Below are 22,628 nucleotides of genomic sequence, written 5' to 3'. Positions count from 1 at the left end.
CAACGGCGGCCCTGGGGCCGCCGTACTCTATCACCTGCACCCGGAGCTTTGATGACCTCGCCCAAGCGACTCCATATCGGCCTTTCACTGGCCCCCACCTGGCTCAGCGGCGACGCCTGGCGGCGCGCCGACAGCAACGTCGAGGGCCTGTTCACCAGCGCCTTCGCCATCGATCTGGCGCAGCGCGCCGAAGCGGCGCACCTGGACTTCGTGTTCCGCCCCGACGTCAGTTGCCTGCCGGTGGAAATGCTCGAAAGCGGCCCTGGCTTCACCAGCCTCGACCCCACCATCCTGCTGGCCGCCGTGGCCCAGCAGACCTCGCACATCGGCCTGGTGTCGACGGTGTCGACCACCTTCTATCCGCCGTATGTGGTGGCGCGCCAGCTGCAATCGCTGAACTGGATCAGCAACGGGCGCGTGGGCTGGAACATCGTCACCGCCTTGCAGGGGCACGAGAACTTCGGCCTTGAGCAGATGCCCGACGCCGACGAGCGCTATGCGCGGGCGGCCGAGTTCACCGAGCTGGTGCACCAGCTGTGGGGCAGCTTCCCGTTCGAGGCGCTGACCATCGACCGTGCCAATGGCTGCTATGCCGACACCACCCAGGTGCGCCCGGTCAACCATGAGGGCACCTACCTCAAGGTCAAGGGCCCGCTGAACCTGCCAGCCTTCCCCGGCACGCGCATTCCGCTGATCCAGGCCGGTGCCTCGGAGTCGGGGCGGGATTTCGCCGCCTCGGTGGCCGACCTGGTGTTCGCACCCACGCCCGACAAGGAAGCGGCGCTTGAACTGCGCCGTGACCTGGGCCGGCGCGCCGAACGCCACGGCCGCTCGGCGCAGGCGATCCGCCTGCTGCCGGGCCTGAGCCTGTACCTGGCCGACACCCGCGAGCAGGCCCGGGCGGTGTTCATGCAAACCCACGGGCGCATGAACCGCGCGCGCAAGCTGGCCTCGATCAAGGAAATGACCGGGCTGGACCTGGCCGACTGGCCCCTCGACCGCCCGGTGACCCGCGCCGACCTGCCGGGGGTTGCGCCGGACGCCTCCAGCCGTACCCACAGCAGCCTGCTGCGCCGGCTGATCGAGCGCGAGTCGCTGAGCATCGACCAACTGCTGCTGCGCCCCGAGGTGATCTCGGCGGCGCACTGGCAGGTGGTCGGCACCGTCGACGATGCCTTCGAGCAGATCGCGGACTGGGCTGCCAGTGGCGCCATCGACGGCTTCATTGCCGCGCCCGGTGGCTCGGTCGAGTCGCTGAACCTGTTTCTCGACCAGTTGATGCCACGCCTGGTGCAGGCCGGCCTGTTCCGCGAGAGCTACAGCGGCTCGACCTTCGCCCACCACCTTGACGAGCAGGGCTAGACGATGAAAAAGACTGTGGTGGCCGTGCTGGCCATCGTCGCTGTGGCCAGCGCCGCCCTGTGGCTGGCCCGGCAGCCCGCCGAGCTTGCGGACGAGGCGCCGACGGCGTCGGCGCAGGCCTCGCCCAAGCGCATCGTGTCCACCTCGCCGAGCGTGACCGGCATCCTGCTGGCCATGGACGCGCCGCTGGTGGCCAGTGCCGCGACCACGCCCAGCCGCATCTCCGATGCCAAGGGCTTCTTCACCCAGTGGGCCGAAGTGGCCGACCAGCGCGGCGTGCAGGTGCTGTACAAGAACCTGGTGTTCGACCTCGAAGCGGTGGTCGGGCAGGCACCCGACCTGCTGGTGGTGTCGGCTACCGGGGCCGACAGTGTGCTGCCCCACCAGGCCGAGCTGCAGGCCCAGGGTATCGACACGGTGGTGGTCAACTACGCCAACCACAGCTGGCAGGAGCTGGCGCGCCAACTGGGGCAGGCCAGCGGCCTGCAGGCGCAGGCCGAGGCGGCCATCGAGCGCTTCGACGCCTACGCCGCGCAGGTTGCAGCGCGCATCACGCCACCTGCCGGCGCGGTCAGCGTGGTGGGTTACAACCTGGGTGGCAGCTATTCGGTAGCGCGCCTGGACAGCCCCCATGCGCAGTTGCTGGCAGCTCTCGGGTTCGCGGTGGCCGGCTTGCCGCAAGGGTTGCAAGGGCAGGTCAAGCGCAGCTCCGACGTGGACTTCATCTCCCGTGAAAACCTCTCGGCGGCCATCACCGGCGACACGGTGTTCCTGCTGGGCGGCAGCGACGCCGACGTGCAGGCGTTTCTCGCCGACCCGGTGCTGGCCAACCTGCCGGCGGTGGTGCACAAGCGGGTGTATGCACTGGGCCCCAGTTCGTTTCGCATCGACTACTACTCCGGGCGCGAGATGATCGACGCCGTGGCGCGGGCGTACCGCTGAGCCATGGTGCGATCAAGACGTTGTCAGGGCCTGCTGCTGGGGCTGCTGTTGCTGGTCGTGGCGGTGCTGGCGAGCCTGGTGGTGGGGTCGCGCAGCATCGGCGTGGCCCAGGTATTCGAGGCGCTGTCGGCCTACGACCGGCTCGACGACCAGCACCTGATCGTGCGCGAACTGCGGGTGCCACGCACGCTGGTGGCGATACTGGCCGGGCTGGCGCTGGGCCTGGCTGGTGCGATCATGCAGGCGGTCACCCGCAATCCGCTGGCCGAACCGGGACTGCTGGGCATCAACGCCGGGGCCGGGGTAGGGGTGATCGTCGGTGTGGCCGTGCTGGGCCTGAGCAGCATGAGCGGCTACGTGTGGTGCGCCTTCGTCGGCGCCGGGCTGGCCGGGGTGGCCGTGTTCATGCTGGGCCGTGCCCAGGAGACCGGCACCAACCCGGTGCGCCTGGTGCTGGCCGGCGCCGGTCTGTCGGTGATGCTGGCCTCGGTCACCGGCATCATCATCCTCAATGCGCCGGCGCAGGTGTTCGACCAGTTTCGCCACTGGGCATCGGGCTCGCTGGAAAAGAGCGGCTTCGAGGCGGTGGGGGTGCTGGCGATGGCCGTGGTGCCGGGCGCTGTCACGGTGCTGGCGCTGGCCGGCAGCCTCAATGCCATGGCCCTGGGCAAGGACCTGGGCCTGGCGCTGGGGGTGAACGTGCGCCTCACCTGGCTGCTGGCCTGCCTGGCAGTGATGCTGCTGGCCGGCGCTGCCACCGCCGCTGCCGGGCCGATCGGCTTTGTGGGGCTGGTGGCGCCGCACCTGGCGCGCCTGCTGGTGGGCCCGGACTACCGCTGGATCCTGCCGTACTCGGCACTGTTTGCCGGCGTGCTGCTGTTGGGGGCCGATGTGCTGGGCCGGGTCGTGGCGGCGCCGGCGGAAGTGGCGGCGGGTATCGTCGCGCTGCTGATCGGCGGGCCGTTCTTTATCGCGCTGGTGCGCACATTCCGGTTGAGCAAGCTATGAACACTACCGCTACACGGGTCGTCCGCCTGGCCGCCCTGTCGTTTCGCTGGCAGCCACGGGGGGTGCTGGTGTGTGCCGTGCTGGTGCTGCTGGCCCTGGGGCTGGGGGTGCTGCTGCTGGGCATCGGCACCTTGCCGTTGACACCGGGCCAGGTGCTGGCCAGCCTGCTGGGGGCAGGGCCGAGCCCGACCACCGAGCGCATCGTGCTGCGTGTGCGCCTGCCCCGGGTGCTCACCGCGTTGTGCGTGGGCGCTGCATTGGGCATGGCCGGCTCGATCTTCCAGTCCATCTCGCGCAACGCGCTGGGCTCGCCCGACATCATCGGCTTCACCACCGGGGCGGCGAGCGGGGCGATCGTGCAGATCATCCTGTTCGATGCCGGCCCGCTGGGGGCGTCGCTGGCGGCGGTGATCGCCGGCGTGGGCACCGCTGCGCTGGTGTTCGTGCTGTCGATGAAGGGCCGCACCACCGGCGGCTATCGCCTGGTGCTGGTGGGCATCGGGGTGGGCGCGATGCTCTCGGGGCTCAACACGGTGCTGCTGGTGATGGGCAACCTCGACCAGGCCATGTCGGCGCAGATCTGGCTGGCCGGCTCGCTCAACACCCGCACCTGGTCGCATGTGCTGCCGGCGGCGCTGGGCCTGCTGCTGGTGGTGCCGGTGGCGGTGTACCACGCACGGCGCCTGAACATCCTCGAACTGGGTGACGACAGCGCCGCTCAGCTGGGTGTGGCGGTGGAGCGTACCCGCTTGCTGATGGTGATGGCGGCGGTGGGCCTGACCGCGATCGCCACCGCGGCGGCCGGCCCGATCAGTTTCATCGCCCTGGCCGCGCCGCAGCTGGCACGGCGCCTGACCACCTCGGCGCAGGTGCCGCTGGTGAGCGCAGCGCTGATGGGGGCGGTACTGCTGTTGGCCGCCGACCTGCTCAGCCAGCGTTTTGTGGCCAACCTCAACCTGCCCATCGGCCTGACCACCGGCCTGCTGGGCGGGGTGTACCTGCTGTGGCTGCTGGCGCGCAATCGGCGCGCCTGAAAGGAGGACGACACGTCGCGATTCATCACCTTTACGTAAACGTAACCTTGTGCCACTCTGCCGATCAGGTTGTCGGCGCCTGCGGGTGACGGCCCTGCAAATCTCAAGCACACTCCCTTGAGTTACATTGCCTTAAGTGCACAACGTTCGACGGGCGCTGGAGTAAGCGATGGCACGCACCATTCTAATAAAAAACGCCGCTGACCCTTTGCAGGAGTCACGCCAGGCACGCATGAAACTGGTCCATGACGGGGAGTTGCCGCTGGGCATGTTGCGCGACGAGATCGATGCCTCGTGGCGGCGCAGCCTCGGCCATGGCCTGAGTTGCCTCGAAGGCGAGCGGCACGAGCTGGCCGCCCCGCAGCGCGGTGAACTCAAGCGCCTGCTGGAAAGCAACCGGCTGCTGATCGACGCCGCCACGCCGGAGCTGGAGTACCTGGTGTCGCGCCAGGGCAAGGGCGGCATCATCATCCTCGGCGACGCCCAGGCCAACGTGCTGGCCATCGAGGGCAACACCGAGCCATTGCGCCAGACCGGGTTGCGCGACCTGCACCCGGGCAGTTGCTGGAGCGAGTCGGTGCGCGGCACCAATGCCATCGGCACCGCCGTGGTGGAAGGGCGCCCCACGCTGATCAACTGCGGCGAACACTACCTGGACCGCCTGAGCCCGTTCTCCTGCACCTCGGTACCGCTGCGCGACCCGCGCGGCGAGATCATCGGGGTGCTCGACCTGACCCGCGAAGGCGTCATGGCCCAGCCCCAGGACAACCTCTCGACCCTGCTGCTGGCGGCCGGCAACATCGAAAGCCGCATGTTCGGCCTGTGCTACCCCGAGCAACTGGTGGTGGCCTTCCACAACCGCCCGCAGTACCTGGGCAGCGCCTGGCACGGCCTGCTTGCCCTGAGCCTGGACGGCGAGGTGCTGGCCGCCAACGACCAGGCCTGCGCCTTGCTGCAGGTATCGCGCGCCGCCCTGGTGGGGCGCAGCTGCAGCGACCTGATCGGCGAACGCTCCAGCGCCTTCATCAGCCGGGTATGGCAGGGCGGCATCAGCAGCGTGCAGACCGCCAAGGGCGAGTTCTACTTCCGCTCCCAGCACCTGCCGCGCCAGCCCGTGATTGCCGCGACACCTGCACCCGCTGCCCCGGTGGCCGCGCAGAAGAGCGTCGACCTCGAGGCCCTGGCCGGGCGCGACAGCAGCCTTGCGCGCACCTTGCGCATGGCCCTGCAGGGCCTGAAGAACGAACTGCCGGTGCTGCTGCTGGGCGAAACCGGCACCGGCAAGGAAGTGGTGGCGCGCGCCCTGCACCAGGCCAGCCCGCGTGCCGGCAAGCCGTTCGTGGCGGTCAACTGTGCGGCCATACCCGAGGGGCTGATCGAGTCCGAACTGTTCGGCTACCGCGAAGGTGCCTTCACCGGCTCGCGCCGTGGCGGCATGGTCGGGCGCCTGATGCAGGCCCACGGTGGCACCCTGTTTCTCGACGAGGTGGGCGACATGCCGCTGGCCCTGCAGGCACGCCTGCTGCGGGTATTGCAGGAGCGCCGGGTGGCGCCGCTGGGCGCCGGCGAAGAGCAGGACATCGACGTGGCGGTGATCTGCGCCACCCACCGCGACCTCAAGCGCCACGTGCTCGAGCAGCAGTTTCGCGAAGACCTCTACTACCGCATCAACGGCGTGAGCCTGCGCCTGCCGGCACTGCGCGAGCGCGACGACCTGGGCACCCTGATAGACAGCCTGCTGCACAAGTTCGGCGCCCACGGCGTGCGCCTGAGCAAGGAGCTGGCCGCGTTGCTGAACAACTACGACTGGCCCGGCAACATCCGCCAGCTGGAGATGGTGCTGCGCTCGGCGGTGGCCATGCGCGAGCCGGGCGAGCCACTGCTAGGCCTGGAACACCTGACCGACTGCCTGCTCGAAGACCTCAGGGGCAGCACCCAGCAGCCGGGCAGCATCCGCGAAAACGAGGAGGAGCTGATCCGTGGCGCCCTGGCGCGTCATCACGGCAACATCACCGCGGCAGCCGATGCCCTGGGCATCAGCCGCGCCACGCTGTACCGCAAGATCAAGCAGCTGCGCAGTTGAACCGCCTGGGCCGAGTGCTGCTGCGCCTGGTCAATACCGACGACCCGCAGCTGATGCGCCGGGCGCTGGCCTGGCTGTACGGCTTCGTGCGGCCCCACGGGCGGGCGATCGGCGTGCTGCTTGGGTTGTCGCTGGGCGCCTCGCTGCTGGTGCTGGCCCAGCCCTGGCTGGTCAAGACCCTGATCGACGAGGGCCTGCTGGCCAAGGACTTCGAGGTGCTGTGGCACATGGCGGCGATCATGGTTGGCGTGGGGCTGGCGAGCACCGTGCTGTCGGGGGTCAACCGCTACCTGCACACGCGCCTGTCGGGGCGCATCCTGTTCGCCCTGCGCGACGACCTGTATGGCCACCTGCAGCAGCTGTCGCCCAGCTTCTACGGGCGCAAGCGGCTGGGCGACATCCTTTCGCGGCTCGATGGCGACGTCGCGGAAATCCAGCGTTTTGCGGTGGATTCGCTGTTTTCGGCGGTTTCCAGCCTGATCGGCCTGGTGGGCGCAGTGAGCCTGATGCTGATGCTGTCGTGGCAGCTGACCCTGCTGCTGGCGGTGCTGATTCCCATCGAGGTGCTGTGGCTGCGCTGGATGCGGCGCAAGGTCGAGCGCGAGGTGCGCCAGTTGCGCGAACGCTCGGCCGATGTCTCGTCGTTTCTGGTCGAGACCCTGCCGGCGATGAAGTTCATCCAGGCCGCGGGCCAGCAGCAGCGCGAAGCCGGGCGCCTGGGGCGACTGGGCCAGGGCTACATGGGGCAACTGCTCAAGGTGCAGGTGACCGAGTTCCTGACCCAGGCGGTGCCGGGCACCCTGACCTCGCTGTGCCGCGCCGCGGCGTTTCTGGTGGGCGGCTATTGGGTGATCCAGGGCACCTGGCAACTGGGCGCGCTGATCGCCTTTTCCACTTATCTGGGCATGGCGGTGGGGCCGGTGCAGAGCCTGTTGGGCCTGTACGTGGCGGTCCAGCGCATGGCCGTGAGCCTGGGCCGGGTGATGGAGTTGCAGCAGGAGCCGGTCAGCGTGACCCAGCCGGCCGCGCCGCAGCCGATGCGTGACGGCGGCGGCGAGCTGCGCCTTGAAGGAGTGTGCTTTGCCCATGAGCAGCGTCGTGGCGCGGTGCTGCAGGATGCCCGGGTGTGCATCGGCGCCGGGCTCAAGGTTGCCATCAGCGGCGCTTCGGGGGTTGGCAAGTCGACCCTGATCGACCTGCTGCAACGCTTCTACGACCCGGACCAGGGGCGCATCCTGCTCGACGGCCAGGACCTGCGCGACCTCGATCTGCTGGCACTGCGCCGGCGCATTGCGGTGGTCAGCCAGGACATCGTGCTGTTTCGCGGCACCCTGGCGCAGAACCTGGCCTACTGCCGGCCCGACGCGAGCCGTGCAGAACTGGAACAGGTGGTGGGCCTGGCGCGCCTGGACAGCCTGGTGCACAGCCTGCCCCTGGGCCTGGACGGGCCGCTGGGTGAACGTGGGCAGCAGTTGTCCGGTGGGCAGAAACAACGCATCGCGATTGCCCGCGCCCTGTTGCAGCAGCCATCGATCCTGGTGCTCGACGAAGCCACCTCGGCGGTCGACGAGGCCACCGAGCGCGAGGTGATCGCGGCCATCGACCAGCTGTTCGCCGGGCGCACGCGCATCCTGATCAGCCACCGGCCGTCCACCCTGGACGGCGCGGACCTTCACCTGCACCTCGAGGACGGGCAACTGCGCTGTGTACAGCCGCAGCCCGTGCTGCATGGGCACTAGCCTGCGTGTCGGGGTGATCGACAGCGGGTGCTCGGCGCATCAGGCCGGGCCTATCGCCGGTGGCCGGCGTTTCTGGCTGGAGCACGGCGAGTTGCGCGAGGGGCAGGTGCAGGCCGATGTCCTGGGGCATGGCAGCCGGGTACTCGACTGCCTGCTGGCCCAGGGCGGTGCCGGCGAGGTGCTGGTGGCGCAGGTGTTCGACCGCCACTGGCAGACCTCGGCATTGCAGGTGGCGGCGGCGCTGCTGTGGCTGGTGGAGCAGGGCGCGATGCTGGTCAACCTGAGCCTGGGCCTGCAGCAGGACCGCAATGTACTGCGTGCGGCCTGCGCCGTGGCCGTCGAGGCCGGGGTGCTGCTGTGCGCATCGAGCCCGGCGCGCGGTGCGCCGGTGTACCCGGCGCGTTATCCGGGGGTGATTCGGGTAACCGGCGATGCCCGCTGCGCGCCGGGCCAATGGTCGTGGCTCGACACGCCCCAGGCCGATTTCGGCGCTGCGGTCGATCCGGCCAGCGGCGTGGCGGGGGCGAGCCTGGCCAGTGCGGCGCTGTGCGGCCAGGTGCGCGCACTGTTGACGGCGCAGCCGAACGCGGGTCGCGAACAGGTACTGGAGCATCTGCGCCAACAGGCCGCCTTCATTGGTGCAGAACGCCGTGGCGGCGTGCATGGCTGAGCCGCGCATCCTGATACTGGGCGCCGGGCCCGCAGGCGCGGCGTGCGCCATGGGGTTGCAGCGCCTGGGCTACCCGGTCGAGATGGTGTGTGACTGGCGCCGTTTCGAGGCGGTGGAGGGTGTGTCCCAACGGGTGCTCGACGGCCTGCGCCATGCCGGCCTTGGCAGCGCACTGGAACAGGCAGCCATGCCCGCGCGCCGCCAAGTGCACTGGAACGGCCAGCAGCAATGGCTGAACCAGGAATGCCTGCTGGACCGCCGCCGTTTCGATGCCGCCCTGCGCGAAGACCTGCGCCGGGCCGGCGTGGGCTTGATCGAAGCACGGGTGAGCAAGCTGCACAGCACGGCGCACGCGCACCAGGTGCAGCTTAACGATGGCCGGGTGCTGAATGCCGATTTTCTGGTGGAGGCACGCGGGCGCCAGGCCCCGTTGACGGCGAGCCGCCTGCGCGGCCCCGAAAGCGTCAGCCTGCTCAGTGTGTGGCAGGGCGCGCCGGCCGAGCCGGTGTCGGCGGTGCAGAGCCTGGCCGACGGCTGGGCCTGGATGGCGCGCCTGGCCGATGGCCGCTGCTATTGGCAGATCAGCCTGGACAGCAGCGCCGGCGGTCTGCCGGGCAAGGCGCACCTGCCTGAGTACTGTGCCCGGCGTCGGGGCGAATCGGCACTGGTGGCCGAGGTATTCGGCGCGGCGGCCGGGCAGGCGGTGCCGGTGCATGCGCGCAGCAGCACGGCGATCCTGGCAGGCGCATGCGCGGGGCACAACTGGCTGCGCATCGGCGACGCCGCCATGGCGGTGGACCCGCTGTCGGGCAACGGCATCTTCCAGTCGCTGTCCTCGGCCCTGCAGGCGCCCGCAGTGATCAACACCCTGCTGCGCCGCCCCGGGCAGCAGGCGCTGGCCCTGCGCTTTCATCAGGAACGTATCGAGCAGCTGTTCCTGCGCTTCGCCCGCATCGGCCGGGATTTCTATGCCCAGGAGGCAGACAAGGCCGGGCAAGCGTTCTGGGGCCCGCGCCAGGTGTGGCCGGATGCGCAACCACTGCACCTGGCCGGGGACTTCCGCCAATGGCAGGTGCAGCAGCGCCCGGTGGTGAGCCACGGCTTCATCGAACAGGCCGAGGTGGTGGTGGGGCCCGACCAGCCGCTGGGTATCTGGCACCTCGACGGCGTGCCGCTGGCCCCGTTGGTACGTGGGGTTCAGGCCGGTCAGCCATTGCAGTGGCTGCTGCACGGCAGGCCGGCGCCGGAACAGGCCAGGCTGCGCGGCTGGCTGGCCGCGCAGGGGTATCCAGTGTGACACCTCAGAAAAAGGTGCCCACCAGCAGTTGCAGGTAGGTGCTGGTGTCGCTGCTGCCCAGCTGCAGGCCGCCGTTGTCGGCACTGCGATCAGGCTTGTAGAAACCCAGCAGCGGGCTGATCAGCAGGTGCTCGTTGACCATCCACTCCACGTACAGGTCCAGCTCGCGGCCACCCAGGTTGCCACGCGCCTTGTCCAGGGTATCGAAGTCGAAGTACAGCGCGCCAAGGGTCAGGTTCTCCCGTGGGGTGGCCTTGAGGCCCACGTGATGCACCTGGCTGTTGCTGTTGAACGGGCCGGCATAGTTGGCCGCGACCTCGCCCTGGAACCAGGTGCCGTAGCCGCGGCTGGCCCCGTAGAACAGCGGGTCGAAGGCATTCGAGAAGCGGCTGTAGCGGTAGGTGGCGGTCGGGCTCCAGGGCACCTCGGAGAAGGTCCAGGCGCCTTCCAGGTACCAGGCGTTCTCGCGCCCGCTGCGCTTGTCCTGGGTTACGTATTCGGCGGCCACCTCCAGGTCCTTGACCCCCAGGCTGCCGCGCCCGCGCAGGCTGACGGTATCCATGCCATCGCGCTCCTGCAGGCCCAGGATCGACGCATAGCGCCGGTCGACATCCAGGCCGCGAATCCATGAAATGCCCAGGGTGCCGGCTTCGCCCACCTGTTCGAGGTTGGCGATGGCAAGCTCGGTATCGGCCTGGTAATGGTTGTCCGACTTCAGCCACATCAGGTCGCCGCGCAGGCCCTCGCTGCCGCCCAGGCGCAGTACAGCCGTGCGGTCGAAGGCCTTGCGCGCGGCCAGGTAATAGGCGCCGCCGCGGTTGAAGTTCGCGCCCAGGTCGACCTTGCCAAGGTTGACCGGATCACCCTGGATCAGAAAGCCGTCGCCCAGGGTCAGCGTCTGGCGGCCGGCGGAAACGTCCACGCCGTCCTTGCCCAGCGCCGGGAACAGGTCGCCGGAGCGCCAGCCCAGGTAGGCATCCTCGACGCCGGTGCGCCGTTCGCTGCCCAGGGTCAGGCCGGCGGCGTCGCCGTCGCCCCAGGTACCGGAGCTGACCAGGTTGAACGCGCCGTAGGCCGTGCCCGCAGCGCCCAGTGCCTGGCTCGCACTCAGCCCATACTTGATGTAGCCCTCGCGCCAGGCACTGCTGCCAGGCTGACGGTTGCCGCCCACCGCGTAGCTTTCGTCACTGTGAAATACGCCGAACAGGGCCTCGAGGTCGGCGTTCAGCACGCGGCCCTCGTTGTTGTACAGCTCGTGGGCCTGGGCGCTGCAGGCCATGAGGGCAAGCGTCAGCGCCAAGGGCGTGCGGGCGGCTCGAATCATCGGTGTGCTCCTTTCTTGTTGTTATCGAAGGTGTGCAGCGAGCTGCACCGGCCCAAGCAACTACTGCGCCATACCTGCACGACGCGTTCAACCCGATGAAATGTCGGCGGTTTGTCTCCCAGCCCGGCGAGATCGAGGCGGGCCGTACTGTCTCAGCCGCCCATCGACTGTCTCAGAACGGCACACACGCACGCACTCCCGGGATGCCCTGAAACCGGCCAAGCTGCTGTTCTGGCAGGTGAAACCTGGCCTGGCGCAGTACTTGTATGGCCGCTTGCACAACAACAAGAAGGAGTGGGCGTCGTGAGCGATCTGCGATGGGATACGGGCTGGCCACCGGCCCTGGGGCTGCTGCTGTGCTGCGCGCTGCTGTGGTGGCTGCCCCAGATGGGCAACCTGCTGCTGGTGCTGATTGCCGGGCTGGTGGTACTGGGCGCCGTGCGCGCACGGCTGCGGCAGATACTCTGGCGGCTGGCGCTGGTGGGGCTGTGTGCGGCGTGCCTGAGCCTGGTGATGCACCTGCTGGCCGACCATTTCCAGCTGCGCTACATCTGGCTGTACAGCAGCGCCACGCTGCCGGCCTACCTCAAGGTCGCCAACCTGTGGGGCGGCGATGAAGGCACCGTGCTGCTGCTGGCAACCCTGTGCATGGGCATCGGCGTGCGCAATGCCGCGCTGCCGGGCTGGGCCGGGCGCGCCAATGCGCTGGTGGCGGCCTGGTACACCCTCACTGCCGCCGGGTTGGGGCCGTTCACGGTAACGCCGGCCGACTGGCTGGCGGCCCAGGCGAGCCAGGGCATGAACGCACACCTGCAGACGATCTGGATGGCGTTTCACGCGCCGCTGATTATCGCCGCCTATGCCTGGGCCATCGCCCCGGCCGGTGCTGCGCTGGATGCACTGGCACGTACCGGCGACGCCTACGGTGCGCTGGCATGTACCTACGGCAGGCGCGCCTGGCTGGTACTGACCGCCGGCATCGGCATGGGCATGGTGTGGGCGCTCGAAGACTTCACCTTCGGCCAGCTATGGCACTGGGACCCGGTGCAGACAGCCGCCTTCGCGGTATGGGCGATGCTCGGCGCGGTACTGCACGGGGCACGGCGCTGGCGGCCGCAGGGCCGCCACTGGCGCGCGCTGCCGCTGTTCAGCCTGCTGACTGCGGCGCTGGCCTGCATCGCCATGTCGGTGACGCGCAGCGAGGTGCTGGCCAGTTCACACCGCTATATCGGTACCACTTCATGGCTGGGGCACCTGGCGCTGGCGGGGGGCATCCTCGGCCAGATGCTGTGGTTTGCCTGGCGAGCGTTCAGGCGGCCGGCGGCGCAGGCCCGCCCAGTGCGCCGGTCGGCTTCGGACTGGGGGCTGGACCTGTCGATGTGGCTGTTCGCCGTGGCCGCGTTGCTGGCGGTGGGCCAACTGCTCAGCGCTCATGTCGGTCAGTGGCTGGCGCTGGAGAAGGCCTCGGAGCTCAAGCCGTTCCTCGAGACCCTGGCCGTGTGGGCCAGTGCCGAGGAGCTGGCCGGTCTGCGCCGGGCCTTCGATCACTGGGACGTGGACGGCCATGCCCTGGGCAAGTGGCTGATGCCCGTCATCGGCTTGCTCGGGCTGCTCGGCGGGTGGGTGTTCCTGCGGCGCAGCCTGCCGGCGCGCTACGCCGGCCTGATTACCCTGGGCATGGCGCTGTGGGTGGCGCTGACGGCCTGGCGCGGTGCCTGGCTGACCTCGCGCTACACCGGCGAAGGGGTGCTGTCCCAGCGCATCGTGCAGGTGCTGCCGTGGCTGGACGCGGCCCTGCTGGCCGGAATGTTCCTGCTGCTGGCGTGCCTGGCCTGGGGCATGCGGGTGCTGTGGCGCAGCCGCCGGCTCGGCACCCTGCGCCATACGGCGCCGTTGGCGCTGATTCACGGTGGGGCGATGGTGGCGCTGGCCGGTGGCCTGCTGGCCACGGCACTCAATACCTACATGCCCATCAATATTGCCCCGGCTTCATCACCGCAGGCGTGGCACCGGGTGGCCGATCAGTTGCAGGTGCGCGTGCTGCCGGTAAGCAGCCAGCAGAACTTCTCGGGCTACCAGGCGGTGGCGCAGGTGCAGTTGCGCAGCGACGACCAGGTCATCGCCGGGCATGCGCTGTTCCAGGACCGGCGCGCATTGCCGCCGGCCTATCAGGGCCCGGTGCGACAGCTGTGCGAAATCCTCGACTACCGTTATGCACGCCATGTGGGCGACCCGGGCTATGTGCTGCACCCCTTCATCGTGCGCGGCTGGGCCCAGGACCTGCAGGTATGGGTACCGGCCTCGCCACGCCTGATGACGGCCGCCGGCACGCTGGACGGTGGCGACGCGATCCAGGGGGTGATCGTGGTACGGCGCTATCCGTTCGTGTCGCTGGTGTGGCTGGGGTTGCTGGCGATGGTGCTGGGTATGCTGGTGCTGCCGGGCCAGGCTCACCCGGCCAGGCAGTGGTCTCAGCTGTCTCAGAGTTAGACAGTCATCGCGAAATTGCACGCCAGGGCAGCGCTTGAATCAATGTTGTTTATCAGGAGTATCCAGTAACTATTTGTTAAACAAGGAATTGATTTTGTTGGCATGCACTCTGCTTGGTGTGAGTCAGATGTGCAGTACAGCCCCTCGCCGGGCGCGGACGATTTATAAAAACAATACCGTGGAGGCCTGACCTTGAAGACAACTCGACTCCGGCATTACCTGAGTGCCGGCACCCTGGCCATGCTGGCCTGTGCTGTTCTGCCCCCCGCCGTGGCCGAAGATGGCAAGGCGATTCTCAATGCCAAGTGCATGGCCTGCCATACCCCCGAGGGCAACGACGCCCTGAGCCGCATCAGCCACCAGCGCAAGACCCCCGAAGGCTGGCTGATGAGCATTGCGCGCATGCAGTTGATGTACGGCGTGAAGATCAGCGATGAAGACCGTCGCTCGGTGGTCAAGTACCTGGCCGACAGGCAGGGGCTGGCACCCAGCGAGACCGATGGCATGCGCTATGCGATGGAGCGGCGCCTGAACACCGTGGAGAAGTTCGACGAACCCCTCAACCAGATGTGTGCCCGCTGTCACTCCGGCGCGCGGGTGGCGCTGCAGCGTCGGCCGCTGCAGGAATGGGAACGCCTGGTGGAGTTCCACCTGGGGCGCTGGCCGTCGCTGGAATACCAGATGATGTCCCGCGACCGCGACTGGCTGGGGCTGGCGCGCAACGAAGTGGCGCCCCAGCTGGCCAAGGACTACCCGCTTGAGAGTCAGGCCTGGAGCGACTGGCAGAAGAGCAAGCCGGGCGCCGACGCACTGCCGGGGCAGTGGAGCTTCAGCGGCCACATGATGACCAGGGGCGATGTGCGCGGCGTGATGAGCGTGACCCACGACAGCGGCGACACCTTCAACATCGAGGTCAAGGGCCAGTATGCCGACGGCACGCCGTTCAATGGCAGCGGCTCGGCCATCGTCTACAACGGCTACGAATGGCGCGGCAACCTGAAGATCGGCGATGTGCGCATGCATCAGGTATTCGCGGCCCTGAACGGCGAGATGAAAGGGCGCATGTTCGAGACCGAGCACGACGAGCGCGGCCTGGACTTCAGCGCGGCCAGGCAGGACAGCCCCCGCCTGCTGGCGGTACAGCCGGCGTTCATCCGCGCCGGCAACGAGGCCGAGCTGACCCTGGTGGGCAGCGGCCTGTCCGGCACCCCGGACCTGGGCGCAGGCGTTGAGGTGGTCAAGGTGCTGGAAAGCACCCCGCAGCTGTTGCGGGTCAAGGTCAAGGCGGCAGCCGATGCCGCGCCGGGGTTGCGCAACGTGGCCCTGGGTGCGCTCAAGGGCGTGGACCTTGCGGTGTACACCGAGGTCGCCGAGGTCAAGGTGGTGCCGGCGTATTCGGTGGCGCGCATCGGCGAGAACGGCGGCACCACGCCCAAGGTGCAGGGCCGCTTCGAGGCCGAGGCGTGGGGCAAGGGCGCCGATGGCCAGCCTTACCGCATCGGCTACCTGCCGGCCAAATGGACGGTGGAGCCGTTCAACGAGCAGGCCAGGGACGACGAGGACGTGAAGTTCGCCGGCACCATGCAGCGCGACGGGGTGTTCCTGCCTGCCGGCGCCGGGCCGAACCCGCAGCGCAGGATGATGGCCAACAACGTCGGCAACCTGAAGGTGATCGCCCAGCTGGAGGAGGGTGGCCTGCAAGGCGAAGGGCAACTGATCGTCACGGTGCAGCGCTGGAACAGCCCGCCGCTGCCCTGACCGCGAAGGCGGTGGGCGAGCGCGTCTCGCCCGGCTTTGCCACGACGAATCGTCACATTTGCGGAGGTCACCATGGGTGCATTATTGAATCTGGTCGAACGCAACCTGCACGAAGTGCGGGTGGACGACGACCGCATGCTGTTCCACATCCCCAGCAGCTCGCTGTTCGCCACCGATGACGTTACCGGCGGCATCATCGACGCCCTGCGCGTGCAGAGCTGCACCAGCGAAGACCTGGTGCTGCGTCTGGCCGGACGCTTCGCCGGGCATGACGTCAACGAGACCCTGCGCGAGCTGATCGCGCTGGAAGTGGTCAACGACGGCTCGCCGCTGACCCCGGAGCTGGGCATCAGCCGGGTCGAGCGCACAGCGCTCAACACCGTGGTGCTGAACGTCAACACCGGCTGCAATCTCAGTTGCACCTACTGCTACAAGGAAGACCTGGACAAACCCTCGGCCGGCAAGAAGATGGGCGCCGACACCGCCGAGGCCTCGGTGGAGATGCTGCTGCGCGAGTCGCCCGACGAAGAGCGCTACAGCGTGGTGTTCTTCGGCGGCGAGCCGTTGTCCAACCGCCCGCTGATCGAGCACATGGTCAACTACTGCGAGCGCCGCTTTGCCGAGGCCGGCAAGCAGGTGGAATTCATCATGACCACCAACGCCACGCTGCTCACCGAAGAGATCGTCGACTACCTCAATGCCCATCGCTTCGGGCTGTCGGTGAGCATCGACGGGCCCAAGACCGTGCACGACCGCAACCGCATCACGGTGGGCGGGCAGGGCACCTACGACGTGGTGCGGCGCAAGGTCGACCTGCTGCTGTCGCGCTACCGCAGCCGCCCGGTGGGCGCGCGGGTGACGCTGACCCGTGGCATCACCGACGTGGAGACCATCTGGAACCACCTGTTCAACGAGCTGGGCTTTGCCGAGGTCGGCTTTGCGCCGGTCACCTCGGGCGACATGTCCGACTTCAACCTCACCGGCGACGAACTGGTGGAGGTGTTCGCCAACATGAAGGCCCTGGGCCGGCGCTACCTGGAGGCGGCGCTGGAGCACCGCAACATCGGTTTTTCCAACCTGCACCAGCTGATCACCGACATCCACGAAGGCCACAAGAAGGCGCTGCCCTGTGGGGCCGGGCTGAAAATGCTGGCGGTCGACCACAAGGGCGAGCTCAACCTGTGCCACCGTTTCACCGGCTCCAGCCTGCCGACCTTCGGCAACGTGCACGGCGAGGTCAAGCAGGCCGAGCTCAACGACTTCCTGTCCCAGCGCCTGGACCGCAGCGGTACCGGCTGCGACACCTGCCACATTCGCAACCTGTGTTCCGGCGGCTGCTACCACGAAAGCTACGCCCGCTATGGCGACCCCACCCATCCCACCTACCACTACTGCGAACTGATGCGCGACTGGGTGGACTTCGGCATCGAGGTCTACAGCCGCATCATGGCCGCCAACCCGGCCTTCATCAGCAGTTACATCACCCCGCGGAAGGCGCACTGACATGAAACATCTGAAGCCGCTGAACAACAAGGCACTGATTCTGGAACAGGCCGCTGCCGAAGACCGTCTCGAGGAAGTGGTGGCAATGAGCAGCGTGGCCGGGTGCACCGCCACCACCGACCCGGGCTGGGAGGTGGACGTGTTCGGGGGGGTGGCGTCGCTGTGCCAGCCGATGGAGGCCGACCTCTATGGCTGCTCCGACCCGTGCTGGTGGCCGGCCCAGGTGCCGGACATGATGAGCACCTTCCCCGACTGGAACAAGGACGCGCAAAGTTCCGACGAGGGCTGGCGCAACCTCACCACCGTGTTCCCGAACGACAAGTGACCTGACGACAAGAATAAAAAAGGATACCGCTATGAAGCTTCAGTTCATCGGCCGCATGGCCGCGACGAGCTTGGGTCTGTTTGCCATCTGCACCGCTGCCGGTGTCGGCCTGGCCTTCGCCGCCAGCGACGTACCCGCCAACGCGTCGGGGCCTGCGCTCAAGCCGGGCAAGGAATACCTGCTGGCCACCAACTACCCCAACAACCTGCACCTGATCGACGTGGCCAGCGACACGCTGTACAAGACCTGCCAGATGCCCGACGCCTTCGGCCCGGGCGCGGCGCAGGTGGCGCCGGACAAGAAGGTCGCCTACGTGCTCAACAACCACTACGGCGATATCTACGGCATCGAGCTGGACACCTGCAAGACGGTGTTCCATGCGCGCCTGGCGTTCAAGCCGGGCGAGCAGGCCAAGTCGATGCTGTCGCTCGCCGTCAGCCCGGACGGCAAGGAACTGTACAGCGTGGCCAACCCCACGCAGATTCTCAACGACCACTATGCGGTACAGGCGCCGCGCCTGCAGGTGTACGCCACCGACGCCGGGTTGAACGCCCAGCCGCTGCGCACCTTCGAGGTGCCGAGGCAGATCTCGATCATGCAGGCCGCGGACGACGGTAGCCTGTACATGGCCGGGCGCGACATCTACAAGCTGGACGTGAAGACCGGCCAGTACAGCGTGGCCTTGCCCACCGGCAGCTGGAAGCGCCCGCAATACAGCCCGCCGGACCTGCTCTACATCTGGTCTCACCAGACCGCCCGGCGTGATTTCTCGTTGCTCTACACCGCCGCCAAGTACAAGGACGAGAAACAGGACGCGGACACCGCCGACTTCGTCTACGGCTACGTCAGCGTCGACCTGACCACCGGCAAGACCCAGGTTCAGGACTTTGCCCCGGTCACCGAGGTGTACTTCACCGGCATGCGCTCGCCCAAGGACCCCAACCAGATGTTCGGCGTGCTCAACCGCCTGGCCAAGTACGACATCAAGCAGCAGAAGCTGATCAAGGCCGCGAACCTGGCGCATTCGTACTACTGCATCAGCTTCGACAAGGCCGGCAGCAAGCTGTACCTGACCGGCACCTTCAACGACGTGGCGGTGTACGACCCGGACAGCCTGGAGCTGGTGGCGAACATCAAGCTGCCAGGCGGCGACATGGCCACCGGTACCGCACAGGTATTCACCCGCTGACTCAACGCAGGCGGGCAACCACCTGCGCCGGCCCATAACAATCACAAGGGGCAACCATGAATCAACCGAGCTATACCCAGGGGCGTCAGGACAAGGACCTGCTCGCCATGACCATCGGTGCGGCGTTCGACGCCACCGCGGCCAGGTTCGCCGCGCGTGAAGCGCTGGTGGTGCGCCACCAGGGCATGCGCTACAGCTGGCAGCAACTGGCCGAGGAGGTCGAGCGCCACGCCCGGGCCCTGCTGGCCCTGGGGCTGCAGCGCGGCGATCGCCTGGGCATCTGGGCGCCCAACTGCGCGCAGTGGTGCATCACCCAGTTCGCCAGCGCCAAGGTCGGCGTGATCCTGGTCAACATCAACCCGGCCTATCGCAGCAGCGAGCTGGAATACGCGCTCAAGCAGTCCGGCTGCAACTGGGTTATCTGCGCCGACGCGTTCAAGACCAGCGACTACCACGCGATGCTCCTCGGCCTGGTACCGGAGCTGGCCAGCGTCGCCCCCGGCAGCCTGAACTGCCAGCGCCTGCCGGCCCTGCGCGGCGTGGTGAGCCTGGCCGAGCAACCACCCCCAGGCTTTCTGCCCTGGGCGGGCCTGCAAGGCATGGCCGAGGCGGTGACCGTGCAGGCCCTGGCCGAGCGCCAGGCCGGCCTGCACTGGCACGACCCGATCAATATCCAGTACACCTCCGGCACCACGGGTTTTCCCAAGGGGGCAACCCTCAGCCACCACAACATCCTCAACAACGGCTACATGGTGGGCGAGAGCCTGGGCCTGACCGAGCACGACCGGCTGGTGATCCCGGTGCCGCTGTACCACTGCTTCGGCATGGTCATGGGCAACCTGGGCTGCCTGACCCATGGCTCGACCATGATCTACCCCGGGGATGCCTTCGACCCGCTGAGCACCCTGCGCGCCGTTGCCGAGGAGCGCGCCACCGCGCTCTACGGTGTGCCGACCATGTTCATCGCCGAACTGGACCACCCGCAGCGGCATGAATTCGACCTGTCGAGCCTGCGCACCGGGATCATGGCCGGCGCTACCTGCCCGATCGAGGTGATGCGCCGGGTGATCGACGAAATGCACATGAGCGAGGTGCAGATCGCCTATGGCATGACCGAGACCAGCCCGGTGTCGCTGCAGACCGCTGCCGAGGACGAGCTGGAGTTGCGCGTCACCTCCGTGGGGCGTACTCAGCCGTGCCTGGAGAGCAAGCTGGTGGACAGCGACGGGCTCACGGTACCCCGCGGGCAGATCGGCGAGCTGTGCACCCGTGGCTACAGTGTCATGCTCGGCTACTGGGAAAACCCCGAGGCCACCACCGCGAGCATCGACCACGAGGGCTGGATGCACACCGGCGACCTGGCGGTGATGGACGAGCAGGGCTATGTGCGCATCGTCGGGCGCAGCAAGGACATGATCATTCGCGGGGGCGAGAACATCTACCCGCGGGAGCTGGAGGAGTTCTTCTTCACCCACCCGGCCATCGCCGACGTACAGGTGATCGGCATTCCGTGCAGCCGTTATGGCGAGGAGATCGTGGCCTGGGTCAAGTTCCACCCCGGACACAGTGCCAGCGAAGACGAACTGCGCGAATGGGCCAGGGCGCAGATCGCCCACTTCAAGGTGCCGCGGCACTTTCGCCTGGTGGACGAGTTCCCCATGACGGTCACCGGCAAGGTGCAGAAGTTTCGCATGCGCGAGATCAGCATCGAGGAACTGACCCTGGCCAGGCAAGGCCAGCTGGCGGCCAGGGGGTAGGCCTGCGAAGCCGGGTGCGGGCGGTCATGCAGGGCGCATGACCGCCCGGGCGGCACTCAGTGCGTGCCGCGCGGCACGGTCTTGAGCAGGTCTTCGGGGCTGATATGGCCCACGATGTGCTTCACGCTGCCCGGTTGCGGCAGGTCGAGGATGTGCCCCTTCATCTTGCCGATCACGTGCATCTCGCACGGCTTGCAGTCGAACTTCAGGGTCAGTACCTCGTCACCGTGAATCAGCTGCATGGGCGCAACCTTGGTGCGCACGCCGGTGACGCCCTTGGCCTGTTTGGGGCACAGGTTGAACGAGAAGCGCAGGCAGTGCTTGGTGATCATCACCGGCACTTCGCCGGGCTCTTCGTGGGCCTCGTAGGCCGCATCGATCAGCTTGACCCCGTGGCGGTGGTAGAAGTCGCGGGCCTTCTGGTTGTACACGTTGGCCAGGAACGACAGGTGCGACTCGGGGTATACCGGCGCCGGCACCGTCTCGGCCTTGCGGCTGCCGCGCGGGTGCGCGGCAACGCGGGCGGCGGTGAGGCTCTCGATCACGTCGCGGCGCAGCGCCTTGAGCTGGGAGTTGGGAATGAAGTACGCCTGCGGCGCATCCAGGCGAATGCCGGTGGCGTGGTACTGGGTGGTGCCCAGCTGGCCGAGCAGGTCGTGCAGTTGCTCCAGCGCCTGCTCCGGCTTGTTGGCCGGGCCGAACGGGCCGGGCAGGGTGGCACTGGCGCTGATGCCTTCCTCGCTGGTGGCGGTCAGCTCAAGGCCGTGTTCACGCAACTGCGCGACCCAGCCCAGGCCGATACGGCGTTCGGCCGACGTCTTCTGCAGCGCCTGCTGCCAGTTGTGGTCCAGGTTGCGGCTCAGCGGATGGTTGGGGCGCAGCTGGTGCAGGCCCTTGGGCATCTCGTTGGGCTCTACGCGGTAGCGGTAGCGCTTTTCGCCGTCTTCGTCGAACTCGCCCCTGGCCTCGGCGATGTTGGCACGAAAGCCGACCACCTCACGCTTGACCAGCACGTTGAGGCCGTCGCCGTTGGACAGCGGTGCATGGGTGACCACCTGCAGGTCGCGCTTGCCGACCTTTTCCACCACACCCACCGGCAGGCCGGTGAAGGTGGGCGAATCGAACGCGCCGATGTCGATCTTGCGCTCGCTCACGAAGTAGTCGGTGCTGCCGCGATGGAAGGTCTTGTCCGGGTCGGGCACGAAGAAGTGCGCGGTATGGCCGCTGGAGGCGCGGGCCAGGTCGGTGCGGTCTTCGAGCACTTCGTCCAGGCGCTGGCGGTAGTAGGCGGTGATGTTCTTCACGTAGCCCATGTCCTTGTAGCGGCCCTCGATCTTGAACGAACGCACGCCAGCCTCTACCAGGGCGCGGATGTTGGCGCTCTGGTTGTTGTCCTTCATCGACAGCAAGTGCTTCTCGTAGGCGATAACGCCGCCTTTTTCGTCCTTGAGGGTGTAGGGCAGGCGACAGGCCTGGGAACAGTCGCCACGGTTGGCGCTGCGTCCGGTCTGGGCGTGAGAGATGTTGCACTGCCCGGAGAACGCCACGCACAGCGCGCCATGAATGAAGAACTCGATGGCCGCGTCGGTTTCGTCGGCGATGGCGCGGATTTCCTGCAGGTTCAGCTCGCGGGCCAGCACCAGCTGCGAGAAGCCGGCCTGGTCGAGGAATTTGGCCCGTGCCAGGGTGCGGATGTCGGTCTGGGTGCTGGCGTGCAGCTCGATGGGCGGAATGTCCAGCTCCATCACCCCCAGGTCCTGCACGATCAGCGCGTCGACGCCGGCGTCGTACAGCTGGTGGATCAGCTTGCGCGCCGGCTCCAGCTCGTTGTCGTGCAGGATGGTGTTGATGGTGGTGAACACCCGCGCGTGGTAGCGGTGGGCAAACTCCACCAGCCCGGCGATATCGCTCACCTCGTTGCAGGCGTTGTGGCGGGCACCGAAGCTCGGGCCACCCAGGTACACCGCATCGGCGCCATGCAGGATCGCCTCGCGGGCAATCGCCACGTCGCGGGCGGGGCTGAGCAATTCCAGGTGATGCTTGGGTAGGGACATGTCTTTTTAGTCTGCTGGTCACGGTAGCCGCGCATTGTAGCCGCGCAACGCGCTGTCGGCACCTTTGCCGACAGGCGTCATGCAGATTGACCA

16 protein-coding genes are annotated in these 22,628 nt (G+C 67.8%); 14 read left to right on the top strand and 2 right to left on the bottom strand.

Annotation, left to right across the window (positions count from 1 at the left end; all coding sequences use genetic code 11):
- The first annotated feature begins 51 nt into the window (after positions 1-51).
- The 8 genes from ACPRTJ_RS24395 to qhpG all read left to right on the top strand — a co-directional run bounded on the left by ACPRTJ_RS24395 (position 52) and on the right by qhpG (position 10,135).
- Entirely contained in the window at positions 52-1,362 is a 1,311-nt protein-coding gene (locus tag ACPRTJ_RS24395) for an NtaA/DmoA family FMN-dependent monooxygenase (protein ID WP_426427426.1), read from the top strand.
- Between the two features lie 3 nt (positions 1,363-1,365).
- The gene (gene fepB / locus ACPRTJ_RS24390; protein ID WP_116053933.1) at positions 1,366-2,304 is read left to right on the top strand and encodes a Fe2+-enterobactin ABC transporter substrate-binding protein; all 939 of its coding nucleotides are present in this window, start codon (positions 1,366-1,368) and stop codon (positions 2,302-2,304) included.
- Between the two features lie 3 nt (positions 2,305-2,307).
- A complete protein-coding gene (locus ACPRTJ_RS24385; RefSeq protein ID WP_054914475.1) occupies positions 2,308-3,312 on the top strand; it encodes a FecCD family ABC transporter permease in 1,005 nt (334 codons plus the stop codon).
- Positions 3,309-4,346: a FecCD family ABC transporter permease gene (locus tag ACPRTJ_RS24380; protein ID WP_054914476.1), complete on the top strand. Its 1,038-nt coding sequence runs from the start codon at positions 3,309-3,311 to the stop codon at positions 4,344-4,346. Before ACPRTJ_RS24385 ends, ACPRTJ_RS24380 begins: the two co-directional genes overlap by 4 nt.
- Before the next feature lie 169 nt (positions 4,347-4,515).
- Positions 4,516-6,429 carry a sigma-54-dependent Fis family transcriptional regulator gene (locus tag ACPRTJ_RS24375; protein WP_088515045.1) on the top strand — a complete coding sequence of 638 codons (1,914 nt, stop codon included), beginning with the start codon at positions 4,516-4,518 and terminating at the stop codon, positions 6,427-6,429.
- A 5-nt stretch (positions 6,430-6,434) separates the two neighbouring features.
- Positions 6,435-8,168, top strand: coding sequence for an ABC transporter ATP-binding protein (locus ACPRTJ_RS24370; RefSeq protein WP_104573171.1), 1,734 nt, complete (start codon positions 6,435-6,437; stop codon positions 8,166-8,168).
- Positions 8,158-8,838, top strand: coding sequence for a subtilisin-like serine protease QhpE (gene qhpE, locus ACPRTJ_RS24365; RefSeq protein ID WP_104572477.1), 681 nt, complete (start codon positions 8,158-8,160; stop codon positions 8,836-8,838). The genes ACPRTJ_RS24370 and qhpE overlap by 11 nt, the downstream gene beginning before the upstream one ends.
- A complete protein-coding gene (gene qhpG, locus ACPRTJ_RS24360; RefSeq protein ID WP_104573172.1) occupies positions 8,831-10,135 on the top strand; it encodes a flavin-dependent monooxygenase QhpG in 1,305 nt (434 codons plus the stop codon). Before qhpE ends, qhpG begins: the two co-directional genes overlap by 8 nt.
- A 4-nt stretch (positions 10,136-10,139) precedes the next feature.
- Here qhpG and ACPRTJ_RS24355 read toward each other — a convergent pair whose 3' ends face one another.
- A complete protein-coding gene (locus tag ACPRTJ_RS24355) occupies positions 10,140-11,459 on the bottom strand; it encodes a hypothetical protein (RefSeq protein ID WP_054914478.1) in 1,320 nt (439 codons plus the stop codon).
- 303 nt (positions 11,460-11,762) lie between these two features.
- Between ACPRTJ_RS24355 and ccsA the strand changes: the two genes are divergently transcribed.
- From ccsA to ACPRTJ_RS24325, 6 genes are all read left to right on the top strand, one after another.
- Positions 11,763-13,949, top strand: a complete 2,187-nt coding sequence (gene ccsA / locus ACPRTJ_RS24350; protein WP_426427422.1) for a cytochrome c biogenesis protein CcsA — start codon at positions 11,763-11,765, stop codon at positions 13,947-13,949.
- Between the two features lie 240 nt (positions 13,950-14,189).
- Positions 14,190-15,707: a quinohemoprotein amine dehydrogenase subunit alpha gene (peaA, locus tag ACPRTJ_RS24345; RefSeq protein WP_104572475.1), complete on the top strand. Its 1,518-nt coding sequence runs from the start codon at positions 14,190-14,192 to the stop codon at positions 15,705-15,707.
- A gap of 72 nt (positions 15,708-15,779) precedes the next feature.
- Positions 15,780-17,210, top strand: a complete 1,431-nt coding sequence (peaB, locus tag ACPRTJ_RS24340) for a quinohemoprotein amine dehydrogenase maturation protein (RefSeq protein ID WP_426427421.1) — start codon at positions 15,780-15,782, stop codon at positions 17,208-17,210.
- A 1-nt stretch (position 17,211) separates the two neighbouring features.
- Positions 17,212-17,535, top strand: coding sequence for a quinohemoprotein amine dehydrogenase subunit gamma (gene qhpC / locus ACPRTJ_RS24335; RefSeq protein ID WP_054914481.1), 324 nt, complete (start codon positions 17,212-17,214; stop codon positions 17,533-17,535).
- A 31-nt stretch (positions 17,536-17,566) separates the two neighbouring features.
- Entirely contained in the window at positions 17,567-18,724 is a 1,158-nt protein-coding gene (peaD, locus tag ACPRTJ_RS24330) for a quinohemoprotein amine dehydrogenase subunit beta (RefSeq protein ID WP_274096299.1), read from the top strand.
- A 56-nt stretch (positions 18,725-18,780) separates the two neighbouring features.
- Positions 18,781-20,481 (top strand): AMP-binding protein, encoded by a 1,701-nt coding sequence (locus ACPRTJ_RS24325; RefSeq protein WP_426427420.1) that lies wholly within the window; start codon positions 18,781-18,783, stop codon positions 20,479-20,481.
- Positions 20,482-20,537: 56 nt separating this feature from the next.
- Here ACPRTJ_RS24325 and ACPRTJ_RS24320 read toward each other — a convergent pair whose 3' ends face one another.
- Positions 20,538-22,535: a peptidase U32 family protein gene (locus ACPRTJ_RS24320; RefSeq protein ID WP_043861235.1), complete on the bottom strand. Its 1,998-nt coding sequence runs from the start codon at positions 22,533-22,535 to the stop codon at positions 20,538-20,540.
- Positions 22,536-22,628 lie beyond the last annotated feature (93 nt).

Source organism: Pseudomonas palmensis (assembly GCF_049942755.1).
In the GTDB taxonomy this organism is placed as follows: Bacteria; Pseudomonadota; Gammaproteobacteria; order Pseudomonadales; family Pseudomonadaceae; genus Aquipseudomonas; species Aquipseudomonas palmensis.
The sequence above is the reverse complement of the archived record's forward strand: the minus strand, read 5'-3'. Positions and strand labels throughout refer to the sequence as shown.